General features: G+C 59.6%; 16 protein-coding genes and 1 riboswitch. Of the genes, 8 read left to right on the plus strand and 8 right to left on the minus strand.

Features of this window, described 5'->3' with window-relative positions:
• The first annotated feature begins 181 nt into the window (after positions 1 to 181).
• The gene (gene ligB, locus ACYZT8_RS27720) at positions 182 to 1,855 is read left to right on the plus strand and encodes an NAD-dependent DNA ligase LigB (protein ID WP_461977439.1); all 1,674 of its coding nucleotides are present in this window, start codon (positions 182 to 184) and stop codon (positions 1,853 to 1,855) included.
• Positions 1,856 to 1,953: 98 nt separating this feature from the next.
• Positions 1,954 to 2,349 carry a DUF1090 domain-containing protein gene (locus ACYZT8_RS27725; RefSeq protein WP_461977441.1) on the plus strand — a complete coding sequence of 132 codons (396 nt, stop codon included), beginning with the start codon at positions 1,954 to 1,956 and terminating at the stop codon, positions 2,347 to 2,349.
• 140 nt (positions 2,350 to 2,489) lie between these two features.
• On the opposite strand, the gene ACYZT8_RS27730 is transcribed toward ACYZT8_RS27725, so the two are convergent.
• Positions 2,490 to 2,939 (minus strand): c-type cytochrome, encoded by a 450-nt coding sequence (locus ACYZT8_RS27730; protein ID WP_461977443.1) that lies wholly within the window; start codon positions 2,937 to 2,939, stop codon positions 2,490 to 2,492.
• Between the two features lie 128 nt (positions 2,940 to 3,067).
• On the opposite strand from ACYZT8_RS27730, the gene mltA reads away from it, so the two are divergent.
• On the plus strand, positions 3,068 to 4,252 hold the full coding sequence (gene mltA, locus ACYZT8_RS27735; protein ID WP_461977445.1) for a murein transglycosylase A: 1,185 nt from the start codon (positions 3,068 to 3,070) through the stop codon (positions 4,250 to 4,252).
• 130 nt (positions 4,253 to 4,382) lie between these two features.
• Here mltA and ACYZT8_RS27740 read toward each other — a convergent pair whose 3' ends face one another.
• Positions 4,383 to 4,766 carry an MAPEG family protein gene (locus tag ACYZT8_RS27740; RefSeq protein WP_461977447.1) on the minus strand — a complete coding sequence of 128 codons (384 nt, stop codon included), beginning with the start codon at positions 4,764 to 4,766 and terminating at the stop codon, positions 4,383 to 4,385.
• A 40-nt stretch (positions 4,767 to 4,806) separates the two neighbouring features.
• The gene (locus ACYZT8_RS27745) at positions 4,807 to 5,640 is read right to left on the minus strand and encodes an EamA family transporter (protein ID WP_461977449.1); all 834 of its coding nucleotides are present in this window, start codon (positions 5,638 to 5,640) and stop codon (positions 4,807 to 4,809) included.
• A 309-nt stretch (positions 5,641 to 5,949) separates the two neighbouring features.
• Here ACYZT8_RS27745 and ACYZT8_RS27750 point away from each other — a divergent pair, with 309 nt between their 5' ends.
• The gene (locus ACYZT8_RS27750; RefSeq protein ID WP_461977451.1) at positions 5,950 to 7,119 is read left to right on the plus strand and encodes an MFS transporter; all 1,170 of its coding nucleotides are present in this window, start codon (positions 5,950 to 5,952) and stop codon (positions 7,117 to 7,119) included.
• Positions 7,120 to 7,294: 175 nt separating this feature from the next.
• Here the strand turns inward: ACYZT8_RS27750 and ACYZT8_RS27755 are convergent, their stop codons facing one another.
• Complete coding sequence (locus ACYZT8_RS27755; RefSeq protein WP_461977453.1) at positions 7,295 to 8,182, minus strand: formate/nitrite transporter family protein; 888 nt, start codon at positions 8,180 to 8,182, stop codon at positions 7,295 to 7,297.
• 192 nt (positions 8,183 to 8,374) lie between these two features.
• Positions 8,375 to 8,779 (minus strand): acyl-CoA thioesterase, encoded by a 405-nt coding sequence (locus ACYZT8_RS27760; protein ID WP_461977455.1) that lies wholly within the window; start codon positions 8,777 to 8,779, stop codon positions 8,375 to 8,377.
• Between the two features lie 198 nt (positions 8,780 to 8,977).
• Positions 8,978 to 9,080: riboswitch (S-adenosyl-L-homocysteine riboswitch) on the plus strand.
• 23 nt (positions 9,081 to 9,103) lie between these two features.
• Between ACYZT8_RS27760 and ahcY the strand changes: the two genes are divergently transcribed.
• The 4 genes from ahcY to ACYZT8_RS27780 all read left to right on the plus strand — a co-directional run bounded on the left by ahcY (position 9,104) and on the right by ACYZT8_RS27780 (position 14,595).
• Complete coding sequence (gene ahcY / locus ACYZT8_RS27765; protein ID WP_461977457.1) at positions 9,104 to 10,513, plus strand: adenosylhomocysteinase; 1,410 nt, start codon at positions 9,104 to 9,106, stop codon at positions 10,511 to 10,513.
• 190 nt (positions 10,514 to 10,703) lie between these two features.
• Positions 10,704 to 11,549, plus strand: a complete 846-nt coding sequence (metF, locus tag ACYZT8_RS27770) for a methylenetetrahydrofolate reductase [NAD(P)H] (protein ID WP_461977459.1) — start codon at positions 10,704 to 10,706, stop codon at positions 11,547 to 11,549.
• Between the two features lie 124 nt (positions 11,550 to 11,673).
• Positions 11,674 to 12,489 carry a substrate-binding periplasmic protein gene (locus ACYZT8_RS27775; RefSeq protein ID WP_461977461.1) on the plus strand — a complete coding sequence of 272 codons (816 nt, stop codon included), beginning with the start codon at positions 11,674 to 11,676 and terminating at the stop codon, positions 12,487 to 12,489.
• A gap of 222 nt (positions 12,490 to 12,711) precedes the next feature.
• Complete coding sequence (locus ACYZT8_RS27780) at positions 12,712 to 14,595, plus strand: DEAD/DEAH box helicase (protein WP_461977465.1); 1,884 nt, start codon at positions 12,712 to 12,714, stop codon at positions 14,593 to 14,595.
• Positions 14,596 to 14,845: 250 nt separating this feature from the next.
• Here ACYZT8_RS27780 and ACYZT8_RS27785 read toward each other — a convergent pair whose 3' ends face one another.
• From ACYZT8_RS27785 to ACYZT8_RS27795, 3 genes are all read right to left on the minus strand, one after another.
• Entirely contained in the window at positions 14,846 to 15,430 is a 585-nt protein-coding gene (locus tag ACYZT8_RS27785) for a YceI family protein (protein WP_461977467.1), read from the minus strand.
• Between the two features lie 32 nt (positions 15,431 to 15,462).
• Entirely contained in the window at positions 15,463 to 16,014 is a 552-nt protein-coding gene (locus ACYZT8_RS27790) for a cytochrome b (protein WP_461977469.1), read from the minus strand.
• 253 nt (positions 16,015 to 16,267) lie between these two features.
• On the minus strand, positions 16,268 to 18,028 hold the full coding sequence (locus ACYZT8_RS27795; RefSeq protein ID WP_461977471.1) for a flavin monoamine oxidase family protein: 1,761 nt from the start codon (positions 18,026 to 18,028) through the stop codon (positions 16,268 to 16,270).
• Positions 18,029 to 18,190 lie beyond the last annotated feature (162 nt).

Here is an 18,190-nt window from a genome sequence, read left to right on the forward strand (position 1 = left end):
CGTGCGGGGTTTTTTATTGCGCGCAATTCGATAGAACGCAGCTACAGAGATTCCTGTAGCAGCTGTCGAGTGAAACGAGGCTGCGTTCTGTTGTCTAGAAACACACCGAAAAACATCCTCGCTGCCAATGTCCGAAAGCTGACTAACCTTCAAACATTACCCCTGAGCAAGGACGCTCACGATGCTTCTGCGCCTGTTTTCCGCTTTGTTCCTGACCTTGTTTTGCCTGAACTCAAATGCCAACGACTGTCCCGATTGGCCACCCGCTCGCGCCTTGGACGAAATCACGGCCCTGCAAAAACAGATCGACTTCTGGGACGACAACTACCACCGCAACGGACGCTCACTGGTCGCCGACGAAATCTATGATCAATCTCGCGAGCGATTGAGCGAATGGCGTGAGTGTTTTGACTTGAGTCTCGCGCCAGACCCCTTGCGCACGGTGGGCGGCAAGATTGCCCATCCCATCGCCCACACGGGTCTGGAAAAACTGCGTGACGGTCGTGCGGTCGAGCATTGGCTGCGCGAGCGCAATGACCTTTGGATACAACCCAAGGTAGACGGCGTGGCCGTGACGTTGATTTATCGCAACGGCGCGCTGCATCAGGCGATTAGTCGAGGTGATGGGGTAAACGGCCAGGACTGGACCGCTTCGGCCCGACTGATCGAAGCTATCCCCCGACAACTGGCACAACCATTGGATTTGCTGGTGCAAGGCGAACTCTATTGGCGCCTGACCGATCATGTGCAAGCCAAGGCAGGCAGCCTCAACGCCCGCTCCACGGTGGCTGGATTGATGGCTCGCAAAGAGCTGAACGCCGAACAGGCCGGTGGTATCGGGTTGTTTGTCTGGGATTGGCCACAAGGTCCGGCAAGCCTGCCCGCCCGGGCGGCGGCTCTCGATGAAATGGGTTTCCCGAGCACAGCGCACTACAGCCAGCCAATCAAGGTATTTGCCGACGCTGAACGATGGCGCGATCACTGGTATCGCACGCCCCTGCCCTTCGCCAGCGATGGCGTTGTTTTGCGTCAGAGCCAGCGTCCACCGGCCGAGCGCTGGCAGGCGCGACCGCCCTTCTGGAGTGTTGCCTGGAAGTATCCGTTTGCCCAGGCACTGGCCGAAGTGCGTAAGGTCCACTTCAAAATCGGGCGGACCGGCCGGATTACACCGGTGCTGGATCTGAGACCAGTGAAGCTCGATGACCGACAGATCAAACGCGTGAGTGTCAGCTCTCTGCGACGTTGGGAGGAACTGGATATCCGCCCTGGGGATCAGGTGTCCGTCAGTTTGGCCGGACTGACCATTCCAAGGCTCGACGGTGTCGTGCTGCGCAGTACTGAACGCGCTGAACTGGACGTGCCATCGGCAGCAGATTTTCATCATCTGAGTTGCTGGCAACCGACATCAGGATGCGAGAGCCAATTCCTCGCGCGCCTGACCTGGCTCAGCAGCAAGCAGGGACTGGCCTTGGCCCACCTCGGTCCCGGCACCTGGGAGAAACTTTTCGAAACAGGCCGCCTCAACAGCCTGCTGGATTGGTTGACCCTCGATGCTCAAGAGCTTGCTAACATTGATGGCTTCGGTGAGCGCAGCACGGCTCGCCTGTTAAACAGCTTCAACATCGCCCGGCAACGCCCGTTTGCTCGCTGGCTCAAAGCCTTGGGGTTGCCGCCGACCGGCCAGGCACGGCTTGCCGATTCATGGCAGGAACTGGCGAATCGAAACACCGAACAATGGCAGGCAGAAACTGGTATCGGCCCGGGACGCGCGGCGCAATTGAGCGCATTTTTCCGCGACCCGCACGTCCTGGCACTGAGCCAAACTTTACGCATGGCCGGGATCGACGGCTTTTAAACACCACCGACACCCGGCAGCCCGGGAACCCAAAGGTGCCGACGGGCTCAAACGCCCATCGCCACATCGACCCGATTGTCTTTGCACATGGAGCTTTTATGAAATTTCTTTCACCGCTCGCCTTGTTGACCCTTTGCAGCGTGATGGCCGCTCCCCTGATGGCCGCCGAAGAAGCCCCTGAGCTGACCGGTTGCGCCGCCAAAAAACAGGGGATCATCAATCAGATCGAACTGGCCAAATCTCACGGCAACGCCGATCAACAGGCAGGCCTCGAAACGGCCCTGAGCGAAGTCACCGCCCATTGCACCGACGCCTCGCTGAAGAAGGAACGGGAAAACAAGGTGCTCGACGCCAAGCATGAAGTCAGCAGGCGTCAGGCGGACCTGGACAAAGCCATGAAGAAAGGTGATCCGGAGAAGATCGACAAGCGCAAAAACAAACTTGCCGAGTCGCGCAAGGAATTGCAGGACGCGCTCGACGAGCTGGATAAGTAAGTTTCAGGATAATTGATCGTTCCCATGCTCCTGCGTGGGAATGCAGCCCGTGACGCTCTGCGTCACTGGACGCGGAGCGTCCCTTGAGGCATTCCCACGCGGAGCATGGGAACGATCGACGTCAGCCAGAACACCGAAAATCAATGATCCCGAAACTCTTTATGGCAGGCACTACACGCATCTTCGACTTTCTGCACCGCCGGGCCCAGGTTACTGGCCTTGTAAGGCTGAACCTTGCTGGCAATCACCAAATCACCGGTGGCGGTTTCAAGGGTGCGGACCATTTCCTGGAAACGTGCCTGCTGCTGCCACACATTGTCCTTGGCGCTGGTGTGATCTTCTTCGCGCACCTGCGGAAAATGTTTCCACGGCTCACGGGACAGGGCGTCAAGTTTCACAGCACCTTCCGCGAATTTAGGACCGTCGAACGGGATACGACCACGCAACATGCCGCCCAGGTCTTCGCCGGTCTTGAGCATCTGTTTGAAGATCGCCTTGCGTTGGCCCAACGGCGAATTCGGATCGACGCCTCCACAGGCAGACAAAGTCAGGCAGGCCAGCAATACAACAGAAAGTCTTTTAAGAGTCATGGTGGCTTCAGGTCACGGGAAACGGCGGCCAGTATCCTCGCGTCATCGGCAAAGACCAATAGCCCTATTATCAATACGGGTTGTTTGAGCGCATGGAGCACTCAGGCAACCGGCAAAGGAATTACTCCATGAACAGCCGTTTCAAGGCATGGCGTCACCACCTCGCGTGGACTCTTCCAATGGTGGCCGTGCTCGCTGGCTGCACCGGCGGCGATAAAAACACCCCTAAAACCCACGCGCTGGCGACCTACTCCAGTGCCACTTGGGAAGCGCTGCCGGCAGTGTCCGACAACGATCTGGTGGCAGGCTTCGGCTCGTGGCGCAGCGCCTGCACCCGACTCAAGGCCGACCCGGTCTGGGGTTCGACCTGTGCGGCTTCCGCCAATGTGCCGCAAACCGCCAACGACATCCGTGGCTTTCTCAAACAGAACCTCGACGTCTACGGCCTACGCGCCGCCAATGACAATCCCAACGGGTTAATCACCGGCTATTACGAACCGGTCTACCCCGGCAGCCTGACGCAGACCGAAGTGGCGAATATTCCGGTGTACGGTGTGCCCGAGGACATGATCATCGTCTCTCTGGACAGCATCTATCCGGAACTCAAGGGCAAACGCCTGCGCGGTCGCCTCGAAGGTCGCGTTCTCAAACCTTACGACGATGCGGCAACAATTAAGACCAAAGGGGTCAAGGCGCCGGTGGTTGCCTGGCTGACCGACCCGATGAACCTGCAATTCCTGCAAATCCAGGGTTCGGGTCGTATCCAGCTCGACGACGGTCGCCAACTGCGCATTGCCTATGCCGACCAGAACGGCCATCCGTATCGGCCGATCGGGCGCTGGCTGGTGGAGCAAGGCGAGCTGAAGAAAGAAGACGTGACCATGGGCGCCATCAGCACGTGGGCCAAGGCTAATCCATCACGCATCCCGGAACTGCTGGGCAGCAACCCGAGCTATGTGTTCTTCACTCGCAACCCGGACAGCAACGAAGGGCCTCGTGGCTCGCTGAATGTTCCGCTGACGGCTGGTTACAGCGCGGCAGTGGATCGCAAAGTGATTCCGCTGGGCAGTCTGTTGTGGTTATCCACCACTAAACCGGACGGCACCGCACTGGTAAGGCCCGTGGCAGCGCAAGACACCGGCGGTGCGATTGCCGGCGAAGTGCGAGCGGATCTGTTCTGGGGCACCGGCGAGGCCGCCGGGCAATTGGCCGGGGACATGAAACAGCAAGGGCAGATCTGGATGCTGTGGCCTAAAGGCGCGGCGTTGCCACAAGTGCCACAGGTGGCTGATGCGGTTAAAACCAGCCCTTGAATTTTGCTGCGATTGAAAGATAGCAATCGCGGGCAAGCCCGCTCCCACAGGGATTGCGCATAACCTGTGGGAGCGGGCTTGCTCCGGGCGGCGTTCCGACGATGAGACCAGTAAATTCACCAAAGTTCTTTCAGACCGACACCACAAAGAAACTGACAATCAACCCGATCCCCACAAACCACACCAACGACCGCAAAATATGCCAGTCCGCCAGGTAGCAAATGATGTAGAGCAACCGGCTGGTGATAAACAAAACCGAAAGCACATTGATCGTCACCAGCTCGGCATTGCCCGCCAGATGTGCAACGATCACCGCCGCAGCAAACGCGGGGGTCACTTCAAAACTGTTCAGTTGCGCTGCGTGTGCGCGTCGCCCCAAACCATTCAGCGACTCGAGAAAGTCCCGGGGGTCATGGTTGTCAGCCAGCCTGTACCCGCCAACGACCTTGGCGATGCCCGTGCAGATATAGGGCAGGAAGATCGCAATCAAAATGCACCACAGAGCAACCGTCATAAAGCAGTCCTTTCTTCAGTTTTAGAATGTTGAGCAGCCGTCAGAACTTCATTACCAAAATACCGACCAGCACCAGCCCACAGGCTAAGAGCCTTGGCCTGCCGAAAGGTTCTTTCAGGTAGCGCATGCCGAACAGCACCACCAGGATCACGCTGATCTCGCGCAACGCCGCCGCTTCGGCAATCGACCCCAGCTGCATGGCCCACAGCACCAGAGCGTAGCTGAACAACACGCAGAACCCGACCGCCAGCCCCAGTCGCCACTGCTCACGCCAGAACAGCATGAACGCCGGGCGCTTGCGCACCCACGCCAGCAACGGGAACGGCCAGGCGCTGAGCAACGTGACCCAGACCAGGTAGTCCAGAGGGTGCGACCAGCGTCGTAAAGCCTGGCCATCGATAAAGGTGTAGCAGCCGATGCACAGGCCGATCAGCGCCACCACCGGCAACATCGACCACGGCAATCGCGCACCGCCGCCGCCCTGCCAGAGCAGGCACAGCATGCCAAACGGGATTAACAGAATTCCGAAGATCTGCTGATTCGTCAGTACTTCACCGGCGAAGATCAGCGTCAGTGCCAGTACCACCAGCGGTGACAGTCCACGCATCAGCGGATAGACCAACCCGAGGTCGCCGACCCGATAGGCCTGGATCAGCAGATAGCGATAGAGCAATTCGAACGCCGCCGACGCCAGAATCCACGGCCATATTTCAATCGGCGGCAGCGCCACGAACGGCAGCATCAGGGCGACAAACAGCATCGCGACGCTGTCCATGCACGCCACCACCAGCAGCCGTTCGGCGCTGAATTTGATCAGGGTATTCCACGCCGCGTGCAACAGCGCCGCCACCAACACCAGAGCCGTCGCAAGCACGGCACACTCCTAATTTTGTCCCGCCTTCTGTAGCAGCTGTCGAGTGAAACGAGGCTGCGATCTTTTGATCCTGGAAAATCAAGATCAAAAGATCGCAGCCTCGTTTCACTCGACAGCTGCTACGGAGTTCAGCGGGATAATTGATTCGCCATATGTCAGCAGCTGTTTATACTGCAAGCGACCACGCCGCACTCAGTTGCGCACAGACTAATTCCAATAATTTTTGCCCCTGCCCGCGCTCATCGAGAACGGGCATCGGCATGCGTATGCCTGATCAGAGCGTCAAGACTACCGACAGAGACCTTGCGCATGCCACTCGCCTTGCTTGCCCTCGCTGTTGCCGCGTTCGGCATCGGCACCACTGAATTCGTCATCATGGGCTTGCTGCCCGACGTCGCCCGCGACCTCGCAGTGAGCATTCCCCACGCCGGCCTGCTGATCACCGGCTACGCCCTGGGCGTGGTGTTCGGCGCGCCGATCCTCGCGATCGGCACCGCTAACATGCCGCGCAAAGCCACGCTGCTGGGGATGACGCTGATGTTCATCCTCGGCAACGTGCTGTGCGCATTGGCGCCGAACTACGCCACGTTGATGGCCGCGCGGGTGGTCACCGCATTGTGCCACGGTGCATTTTTCGGCATCGGCTCGGTGGTCGCTGCGGGCTTGGTCGCACCGAACAAACGGGCGCAGGCCATTGCCATGATGTTTACTGGCCTGACGCTGGCCAACGTGCTCGGCGTGCCATTGGGCACCGCGCTCGGGCAATACGCCGGCTGGCGTTCGACGTTCTGGGCGGTCTCGGTGATCGGCGTCATTGCAGCGATCGCGCAATGGGTCTGGTTACCGAAGGACATCGCAATGGACAAGGCCAACCTCGCCAGCGAGTTCAAAGTGCTGGGCAAGGTCAATGTTCTGTTGGCGTTGGGCATGAGCGTGCTGGCGTCGACCAGTCTGTTCAGCGTGTTCACCTACATCGCGCCAATCCTGCAGGACATTACCGGCGTCAGCCCCCATGGCGTGACGATCATGCTGCTGTTGTTTGGCGTGGGATTGACGGCGGGCAGCATGCTCGGTGGTCGCCTGGCCGACAGTCGATTGCTGCCTTCATTGGTCGGCATGGCGCTGGCCGTCGCGGTGGTATTGGCTGCCTTCAGCCAGACCAGCCATTCGGTGATTCCGGCGGCGATCACTCTGGTGCTGTGGGGGATTTTCGCGTTTGCCCTGTGCCCGATTCTGCAATTGCTGATCATCGACCAGGCGCATGAAGCCCCGAACCTCGGTTCGACGCTGAACCAGAGCGCTTTCAACCTCGGTAACGCGGCGGGGGCGTGGATCGGCGGGCTGGTGGTTGCCAGCGGTGCGGATCTGGCAGACCTGCCGTGGACCGGCGCCCTAGTCAGTGGCCTGACGGTGATGACTGCGTTGTTCTACATCTATCTGCAACGTCGCGGTGCGGCTGCGGTCAATGTGTCCGGCTGAATTGCTGCATCGCTGCTGACACCGCTATCGTCGGAACGCCGCCCGGAGGCTTGAATTTGTCGCTGCCTTTATCTGCCCCACCACCCTCCTCACCTACGTCAATTTCCGCTTCATCGGCCTGCCCGCACGTGCCCCGGATGAGCCTGCACCAGCGGCACAGGCCGAGCATCACTGATTATTTTTTGCGCTTCTGCGGATCGGGCTCCGAGCCCTGATCCGCAGTCTTCTTCGGCGGTCCGCTCTCGCTGCGGATTTGCGCGTGGCTGATCAGCGCAAAGATGAAGCTGCCACCGATGATGTTCCCCGCCAGCGTCGGCCCGGCGAACACCAGCCAGAAATCCTTCCACGGCAGCTCGCCGGCAAACACCAGGTACGAGACCTCGGCCGAACCGACCACGATGTGGGTGAAATCCCCCAGCGCCATGAGGTAGGTGATGAGGATGATGATCCACATCTTGGCGCTCTCCATGGACGGGATCATCCAGACCATGGTGGCGATCATCCAGCCCGAAACGATGCCTTTGGCAAACATCTGGCTGGCGTCGTTCTCCATGATCTTGCGCCCGATATCGAGGAAAGCCAGGTCGGTCTTGCTGTCGAAAATTGGCAGATTCAACATCACGTAGGCCACCAGCAACGTACCGCAGAGGTTGCCCACCAGCACCACCGACCACAGGCGCAGCAACCGGCCGAAATTGTTCAGTGTGGGTTTGGTCATGATCGGCAGTACGGCCGTCAGGGTGTTCTCGGTGAACAATTGCTGACGGGCGAGGATTACCGCGAGAAAGCCTGCGCAGTATCCGAAGCTGGCGATGACCTTGAAGCCTTCACCGTCCGGCAGTCGGGAGTTGAGCAACCCCATGGCCATCAGCGACAGGCCCATGGTCAGGCCGGCGGCCAGCGCCGACCACCACAACGCGGCGACACTGCGCTCGAGTTCCTGATCGCCCTGGGTACGGATGATTTCGTGCAGCACCGCGGCGCGCGGTGGCTGGTTCTTGTCGACCTCGTGCCTTTCTTCCGGCGACAGGTTTGGGGTCTTGCCGTCTTTTTGCGTGTCCATAAAGGTCCTGAACCGGTGGCGTGTCATGTAGGTACGACACGCGCGGATCGGAGCTGTTCACTACCCTCAACAGATCGTTCCCACGCTCTGCGTGGGAATGCCTCAATGGACGCTCTGCGTCCGCTCTTGGGACGCGGAGCGCCCCGGGCTGCATTCCCACGCGGAGCGTGGGAACGATCATTACCGCGAATATCACTCGCTGGCGATATCATCCTGAAACTGGTCTTTGACGTACTTGATCTCGGTCCGCCCGTGCGGCGCCGGCAAGCCGTCTTCACCCAAATTCACGAAGACAATCTTCTCCACCGTCAGGATGCTTTTGCGGGTGATCTTGTTGCGCACTTCGCACTTCAGGGTGATGGAGGTGCGACCGAATTCGGTGGCGGTGATGCCCAGTTCGATGATGTCGCCCTGGCGCGAGGCGCTGACAAAGTTGATTTCGGAAATGTACTTGGTGACCACGCGCTGATTGCCCAACTGGACGATGGCGTAGATCGCCGCTTCTTCGTCGAGCCAGCGCAACAGGCTGCCGCCGAACAGCGTGCCGTTGGGGTTGAGGTCTTCGGGTTTTACCCATTTGCGGGTGTGGAAATTCATATTCACTCCTGAGCGTCTTGCCGAATGATGGGGGGCATCATGGCAGAGCCCGGCCTAGAGCTCTATTGGGCATCGCCTATGGACTCGATTACCGTTCGGACATTGATCAACAGAAACGCTTTGGAAGATAAGAATAGCCCGCTATAATCGCCACCGTTTCAAAACGGTAACGATGCACTGATACCGTTTTCCCGCCACCTGTCCGAGGGGCGCTGCAGCAGGTTCGACCTGTCAGGCTCGGATGGGGCGTTGACTGGCCATTGTCGGCCGGACACTAAACGCACAACGGCGCCCATTCGCATACATTACGAATGGAGGCTCATCATGAGCGCTGTTATCACGCCTGCAGATTTTAACGATTACAAAGTTGCCGACATGTCCCTGGCTGCCTGGGGCCGTCGCGAAACCATCATCGCCGAATCCGAAATGCCAGCCCTGATGGGTCTGCGCCGCAAATACGCTGGTGAGCAACCGCTCAAAGGCGCCAAGATTCTCGGCTGCATCCACATGACCATTCAGACTGCCGTGCTGATCGAAACCCTGGTTGCCCTGGGTGCCGAAGTGCGTTGGTCGTCCTGCAACATTTTCTCGACTCAAGACCAGGCCGCTGCCGCTATCGCTGCTGCCGGTATCCCGGTTTTCGCCTGGAAAGGCGAGACTGAAGAAGAGTACGAGTGGTGCCTGGAGCAAACCATCCTCAAAGATGGCGCGCCTTGGGATGCCAACATGATCCTCGACGACGGCGGTGACCTGACCGAGCTGCTGCACAAGAAGTACCCGGCGATCCTGGACCGCGTCCACGGCGTTACCGAAGAAACCACCACCGGCGTTCACCGCCTGCTGGACATGCTGGCCAAGGGCGAACTGAAAATCCCGGCCATCAACGTCAACGACTCGGTAACCAAGAGCAAGAACGACAACAAGTACGGCTGCCGTCACAGCCTGAACGATGCGATCAAGCGCGGCACCGACCACCTGTTGTCCGGCAAGCAAGCGCTGGTCATCGGTTACGGCGACGTGGGCAAGGGCTCCGCTCAGTCCCTGCGTCAGGAAGGCATGATCGTTAAAGTCTCCGAAGTCGACCCGATCTGCGCCATGCAAGCCTGCATGGACGGCTACGAGCTGGTTTCGCCGTTCATCGACGGCATCAACGACGGCACCGAAGCCAGCATCGACAAAGCCCTGCTGGGCAAGATCGACCTGATCGTGACCACCACCGGTAACGTCAATGTTTGCGACGCAAACATGCTCAAAGCTCTGAAGAAGCGCGCTGTTGTCTGCAACATCGGTCACTTCGACAACGAAATCGACACCGCTTTCATGCGCAAGAACTGGGCATGGGAAGAAGTGAAGCCACAGGTTCACAAGATCCACCGTACCGGTCCTGGCACGTTCGACGCCCAGAACGACGACTACCTGATCCTGCTGGCCGAAGGCCGTCTGGTTAACCTGGGTAACGCCACCGGCCACCCAAGCCGCATCATGGACGGTTCGTTTGCCAACCAGGTTCTGGCGCAGATCTTCCTGTTCGGCCAGAAGTACGCCGACCTGTCGCCAGCCCAGAAAGCCGAGCGCCTGACGGTTGAAGTACTGCCGAAGAAACTCGACGAAGAAGTGGCCCTGGAAATGGTCCGCGGTTTCGGCGGCGTTGTGACTCAACTGACCAAGACCCAGGCCGACTACATCGGCGTGACCGTCGAAGGCCCGTTCAAGCCGCACGCTTACCGCTACTGATTCGACCTGCAGCCTGCTCTCCCTTGTGGGTGCGGGCTTTTTGTGGGAGCTGGCTTGCCTGCGATGCAGGCGCCTCGGTGTTTCAGTTACACCGAGGTGATGCCATCGCGGGCAAGCACCGCTCCCACAAAAGCCCGCCCTTTCATGGGATGTGCAAGCCTCTGGCTTACGCGTTTTCAAGGGTATTCCCATGTCCCAAGACCGTCGCTACAGTTTCGAGTTCTTCCCTACGAAGACCGACGCTGGGCATGAAAAGCTACTCGCCACTGCTCGTCAGCTGGCCACGTACAACCCCGATTTCTTCTCCTGCACCTACGGCGCTGGCGGTTCGACCCGTGATCGCACGCTCAACACCGTGTTGCAACTCGAAAGCGAAGTCAAAGTCCCGGCCGCACCGCACCTATCCTGCGTTGGTGACAGCAAGGACGACCTGCGCGGCCTGCTGACTCAATACAAGGCTGCCGGCATCAAGCGTATCGTTGCCCTGCGCGGTGACCTGCCTTCGGGTATGGGCATGGCCAGCGGCGAATTGCGCCACGCCAACGACCTGGTTCAATTCATCCGTGAAGAAACCGGCGATCATTTCCACATCGAAGTTGCTGCTTATCCGGAGATGCATCCGCAAGCGCGCAATTTCGAAGACGATCTGAACAACTTCGTGCGCAAGGCCAACGCTGGCGCCGACAGTGCTATCACCCAGTACTTCTTCAACGCCGACAGCTACTTCTACTTCGTCGAGCGTGTACGGGCGATGGGTGTGAATATCCCGATCGTGCCGGGGATCATGCCGATCACCAACTACAGCAAGCTCGCGCGTTTCTCCGACGCTTGCGGCGCGGAAATCCCGCGCTGGATCCGCAAACAGCTGGAAGCCTACGGCGACGACACCCAGAGCATTCAAGGCTTTGGTGAGCAAGTCATCACCGAAATGTGCGAACGCCTGCTGCAAGGCGGCGCACCGGGGCTGCACTTCTACACACTGAATCAGGCTGAAGCGAGCCTGGCGGTGTGGAACAACCTGAAGCTGCCGCGCTGAAACAGTGCAGCACTCCGATAAGGCTCTGGCGCAATCCAGGGCCTTTTTTATGGATTGCGCATTGGGCCAGAGCTTCTGGATCCAGTTTCTGGCTCTTTATGATTTCTCGTCGTAATCTCAAGCCATGCCTCTAATCGCACAGTTACTGACCGTGTTTCTTTTCACTTGCCTGAGCTTTGCCGCTCGGGGCGAGAAGCTGCGCATTGTCACCGAGCCGTGGGCGCCTTATGTCTATGAGCAAGACGGCAAATCCCTGGGCCTGGATTACGAAACCACGGACATCGTCTTCAAACGCCTGGGCATCGAGGTGGACTGGCAGTTCCTGCCGTGGAAACGCTGCCTGTCGATGCTTGAAACGGGCCAGGCGGATGGCGCGCTGGACATCTTTCACAGCGATGAACGCGACGCCACCTTGCTCTACCCCAGCGAACCGCTGTCGGAAGTCGAGTTCGTGATGTTCTACGCCAACGAGCACCCCCATCCATTCCGCACCTTGGACGATCTCAAAGGCCTGACCGTCGGCACCTCGCCGGGCTATCTCTACAGCAAGGACTTCAGCGAATCGCCCTTGTTCACCCGGGAACCGGCGCCGACCCATGAAGCCAACTTCGGCAAACTGGTACGCGGGCGAATCGACCTGCTGATCACCGATCGCCGAGTTGGGCAGCACTTGCTCGACGAACTGGGTATCCGCGACAAGATCACCGAAAACCCGACCGTCATCAGCCACCAGAGCCAGTTTTTGGCGGTACGGCGCAACGCCGGCATGGATTTGCTGGTGCAGCGTTTCGGTGCCGAGCTCAAACGCTTCAAGCGCGAGCCCGCCTACGCGGAGCTCAGCGCCCGTTATGGCGCGGGTCCCGGCACCGGGGGGCAAGCCACCACCGCCACAACCGCCACTGTAAAAACCGTTGAGCAGCAGGAAAGCGGCGCGCAGTGATTGCTCTGTTATACTCCGGCGTTCCCGCCAGGCTCACGCCCGGACGCTCGGACTTGTTCAAGGCATCTCGATCCGCTACAGCGCAGCTTTTCAGCCCGCGCGAGCGCTCCAGACGAGCCTTCGAGGCCCAGCAGGACCGGACGGGATTGCGTTCTTCTTAAACGCCATTCGCGCCAGGCAAGACTCCCATTGGGCCAAGCCCTAACTAAAACAGGATTACTCATGTCCTTTGCTTCCCTCGGTCTCTCCGAGGCTTTAGTCCGCGCCATCGAGGCAGCGGGCTATACCGAGCCTACTCCGGTGCAACAGCGGGCTATTCCCGCCGTGTTGCAAGGTCGCGACCTGATGGTTGCGGCTCAGACAGGTACTGGTAAAACCGGTGGCTTCGCCCTTCCGATTCTGGAGCGGTTGTTTCCGGGCGGTCACCCGGACAAATCCCAGCGTCACGGCCCGCGCCAACCACGCGTACTGGTCCTGACCCCTACCCGCGAACTCGCGGCCCAGGTACACGAGAGCTTCAAGGTCTATGCTCGCGACCTGAAGTTCGTCAGTGCCTGCATCTTCGGCGGCGTCGGCATGAACCCGCAGGTTCAGGCCATGTCCCGTGGTGTTGACGTGCTGGTGGCCTGCCCTGGCCGCCTGCTCGACCTCGCCGGTCAAGGCAGTGTCGATCTGTCCCACGTGGAAATCCTCGTGCTGGACGAAGCCGACCGCATGCTCGACATGGGCTTTGTCCATGACGTGAAGAAGGTCCTGGCTCGTCTGCCGAGCAAACGCCAGAACCTGCTGTTCTCGGCGACGTTCTCCAAAGACATCACCGACCTCGCCGGCAAGCTGCTGCACAACCCGGAACGCATCGAAGTCACGCCGCCGAACACCACGGTCGAGCGCATCGAGCAACGCGTCTTCCGTCTGCCAGCCAACCACAAGCGTTCGCTGCTGGCGCACTTGATCACCGCTGGCGCCTGGGAACAGGTCCTGGTGTTCACCCGCACCAAGCACGGCGCCAACCGTCTGGCCGAGTACCTGGACAAACACGGCCTCACCGCCGTCGCGATCCACGGCAACAAGAGCCAGAACGCCCGCACCAAAGCCCTGGCCGACTTCAAGGCCGGTGAAGTGCGCATCCTGGTCGCCACCGACATCGCCGCTCGCGGCCTCGACATCGACCAGTTGCCACACGTGGTCAACTTCGAACTGCCGAACGTCGACGAAGATTACGTTCACCGTATCGGCCGTACTGGCCGGGCCGGTCGTTCGGGCGAGGCGATCTCGCTGGTCGCTCCGGACGAAGAAAAGCTGCTGAAAAGCATCGAGCGCATGACCAAGCAGAAGATTGCCGACGGCAACCTGATGGGCTTCGACTCCAGCGCAGTAGAAGCCGAGAAACCAGAAGTCCGCGAGCGTCCGGATGTGCGTAACCCGCGCAATCCACGTGGCCCGCGCGGCGACGGTCCAACCGGCACCGGCGGTGGCGGCGGTCGTAAAGACAAGGGCAAGGACAAGGGCGGCAAGGAAAAACCGGCAGCCACTGGCCGTGGCGATCGCCCGGCGCGTGAACACAAGCCACGCGAAGGCACCCCGGCTCGCGAGCAACAGCGCCCGGCTCCTCGCGCCGCTGCTGACCGTGCTCCGGACGAGTTTCTGGACGACGACGTCGATAACTTCGGTAACCGCGTCGACTACGTGCCTCAAGCCAAACCGGCTCAGGGCCGTGGCCGCCGCCCGGGGGCTCCGGCACAAGGTTCGGCTGCTGGCGCCGGCGCAGGTGCTCCGCGCACCGGCGGCAAGCCTCAGGGTCGCCAAAGTGGTCCGCGCAGCAGCGACGGCGCCACCACCGGCACGCCGCCGGCCAAGCGCAGCGGTCCACGCAACGGCGCTCCACGTGACGGCCAGGCCCGTCGCGAAGAGCCGCGCAACCGTCGCCCGGCCCGCACCGACGACCAGCCGCGTTCGGAACCCGCCGTGCAAAACCCGCGCGGCCCGGCACCGAAGATCATCCATAAAGAGTCGAAGACCGATCGGTTCCCGACTCCTGAGCAACTGGATCAACTGCCAGGCCGTCCACGCGGTGAGAAGCCAGCGTTGCTGACCCGCAATCGCTGATTAGCGCTGCAATGAAAAATGCCCCTGATCTCACGATCCGGGGCATTTTTTCTGGATTGGCGAAGGACCCTGTGGGAGCGGGCTTGCCCGCGATTGCGTCAGCCCAGCAAACATTGATATTGCCTGACCCAGCGCTATCGCGGGCAAGCCCGCTCCCACAGGGATCTACGGTGTCGGTGCAGGTTTTACCAGGCAATAAAAAACGCCCCGGATCGTGAGATCGGGGGCGTTTTTGTGTCAGGCGCGAATATTACTTCGCTTTCACACCTTCAAACGAAACGTACAGCTCGACCGCATCGGACGCTGGGCCCAGGTCTTTCTGCTTGCCGAAGTCGGAACGCTTGATGCTGGTAGTGCCTTCGAAGCCGGCACGGTAGCCACCCCATGGATCCTTGCCTTCACCCAGGAACGTGGCCTTGACCACGACTGGCTTGGTCACGCCAAGAATGGTCAGGTCGCCGGTCACGTCGGCAGTGTCTTTGCCAGCGGCGTTTTTGCCGGTGGATTTGACGCTGGTGGAGACGAACTTGGCTTTAGAGCCGTTCAGGAAGTCTTTGCTGGCGATGTGCTTGTCGCGCTCGGCATGGTTGGTGAACACGCTGGCGGTATTCACGTTGAACTCGATCTTGCTGTCTTCTGGCTTGGCAGCGTCGAAGCTGAACGTGCCGTCGATATCCTTGAAGGTACCGGTGATGAAGCTGTAGCCCAAGTGGCTGATCTTGAAGTCAACGAAGGCGTGCTGGCCTTCTTTGTCGACGACGTAGTCAGCCGCCATCACGTTAGCGGACAGCAGAGCCGAACCGATTGCCAGAGCAGCGAGTGTTTTTTTCAACATGCTTTCTATTCCTTTGGAGTCGAGGTTGAACTTCAGGCTTTGCGGCCCAGCATTCGAGTGAGGGTCGCATCACGATCGATAAAGTGGTGCTTCAATGCTGCCAACGCATGGAGACCGGAAAAAATTACCAGCACCCACGCCAGGTACAAATGGATCACACCGGCGGTGTCTGCCTGGTCCGGTAGTCCGGAAACCAGCGCAGGAACTTCAAACAGGCCAAACACCGAAATCCCGACACCGTCTGCGGTGGAAATCAGGTATCCGGCAATCATCACAGCAAACAGACTGAGGTAAAGAAACGAATGACCGAATTTGGCGCCAAGACGCGTCATGCGGCTATACGTTTCCAGTGTCGGCGGTGGCGGGCTGACAACGCGCCACAACACCCGCAGGACCATGACAGCCAACAACACCAGGCCAATGCTTTTGTGCAATTCCGGCGCGTCTTTGCGCCAGGTGCTGTAGTAGTCGAGACCGACCATCCACCAGCCCAGCGCAAACAAACCAACCACCGCCAGCGCCACGCCCCAGTGCATGAAGATGCTGACCCAACCGTAGCGGGAAGAAGAGTTACGTAGCTGCATTGCCCAAATCCTGTGAGAACTGCGACCAAGACTATCGAGTTACCTATCGAATTAAAGCGGAAAATTTCGCTTTGAAATATCGAGAAATACGATCAAGAGTCTGAAATCGATGAGTTAAGGAAAGATTAAAGACCAATGTGTGAAAAAAAATGACGTCCAAATCAAGAACACCTGCCCCATGAGGTTTATTCGGTTCTTTTCTTCAGGCATAAAAAAACGCGGCATGTGCGCCGCGTTTCTTTAATCCCAAAGCTTACTGCGCTTTGGTATCTGTTGCCGGAGTCGCAGCGGGTTTGGCCGCTGGCTTCTTCGCAGGTTCAGCTTTCTTCGCCGGAGCCTTTTTGGCTTCGGCTTTAGCCGCTGGCTTCTTCGCCGCAGGCTTGGCCGCTGCCTTTTTGGCAGGCTCGGCTTTTACCGGTGCAGCAGGTTTCGGTGCCTCAACTGGCGCAGGGGCCGGCGTTGGCACTGGAGCAGGAGCCGGTGCAGGCGGAGTGACAGGCTCTGGTGCCTTGACCGGTTCCGGCTTCTTGTCGTCATCGGACGAACCGCCGAACAGGTTGGTGAAGAAGTTACCTTTCTTCGCCGCCACCGCGCCAGCCGCCACAGCGGTCGCTGCCGGAACAACCTTCGCCGGTTCAAACGACTTGCCCGCCGCCAGGTCTTCAACCTGACTGGCCGCGCGCTGACCGGTGCGCAATGCGCCTTCCAGCGTGCCCGGGTACAAGGTGTCGGTGTGTTCGCCAGCGAACGCTACACGTTGCAGCGGACGCTCCCACAAGCGCCAGTACTTGCTGATCTGGCCCGGGCCGAAAGCCAGGTAAGCGCCACCCATCGACGGGTCGGTGCTGTAGCGGCGGATTTCATAACCGGTGAACGAACCGCGTGCCTGCGGATAAAACGCGTGCAGACGAATCAGCACCTGGTCGACCATCTGCTTGTCGCCGAACGCCTGCATCACGCGCGCGTTGTCGCCAGACAGGTTGATCACCACGTTGGCGCCGCCCTTCAGCGCCGGCTCGACCCACAACATGCCCAGCCCGGTGTTGCTGTAGATCTCGCCGGACATGCGCGCCTTGCTTTCCCACACTGGCGTCTTGAACTTCAGCATGATCTGGTCGCGCCAGCCGTAGTTGGTGCCCTTGATGGCGCCGAGGTGCTGGGCATCCAGCGCCGGGGTCATCTGGATCTTGTTCAGGGCGCGCAACGGCACGGCCACAACCACGTAGTCAGCCTGATAGCCAACGCTGCCGACTTTGACGGTCACGCCGTCCTTGTCCTGGGTGATGGACGACACCGGGGAGCTGGTCTTGATCGTTTTTAGCTGTTTGACGAAGGCCTGTGCCAGCACCGGGCTACCGCCGAGCAGACGCGAAGCGCGCAGGTCACGGTCGGAAACGCCACGGTAAACACGGCTCTGCTGTGCGAAATACAGCAGCGACAGACGCGAAGGCTCGTCGTAACGGGTACGAATCTGCTGGTTCACCAACTGACGTGCAGTGGCTGGCAAGCTCAGACGGTCGAGCCAGTTGGAGACGTTGATCTGATCCAGTGCGTGCAGCGTACTGTTGGCCGCCGGGTTCTGAGGATCTTCGATCGAGCGCGCCAGATCATCCACGGTCTTTTCGAAGCGCTTGAGCGCTTCAGCGGTGGCGGGCTCTTTGGTGGCTAGGTCGGCGGCGGTGTAATACACGCCATCGATCAGGTAGCTCGGGGTCCGCACGAATTCAGGGGCTGGCGTGGTGCTCAGCTTGAAGGTCGAAACGTATTTGTTCAGCACCGGTTGAGTCTTGTCGTTGCCGATCCACTCGCTGGTGGCCATGCCGGAGCGACCGCCCAGGCTCGGTTTGGCTTCCAGCAGGGTCACCTGCCAGCCTTTATTCTGCAGTTCGTAAGCCGCCGTCAGCCCCGAGAGCCCGCCGCCGATCACGATCGCTGTTTTATCCTTGGCCAGCGCAGACACGCTGAACAGCCCCAACATCACCAGCGCACAGGCGCGCAGCCAACCAGCAGACATTCAGCGAACTCCGGAAATACACGAGGAAATAGCGGTTTTGCGAGTCAGACGACTCAAAGAACCGCGAAGAATACGTCAGCCATCAAAAGGCCGCCAGCAACGTCTATCGACCTATACAAAGTAGCTCAATCGACACAATGGGTTGTCCCCGTGCGATGCATT

Source organism: Pseudomonas sp. LB3P93 (assembly GCF_054898025.1).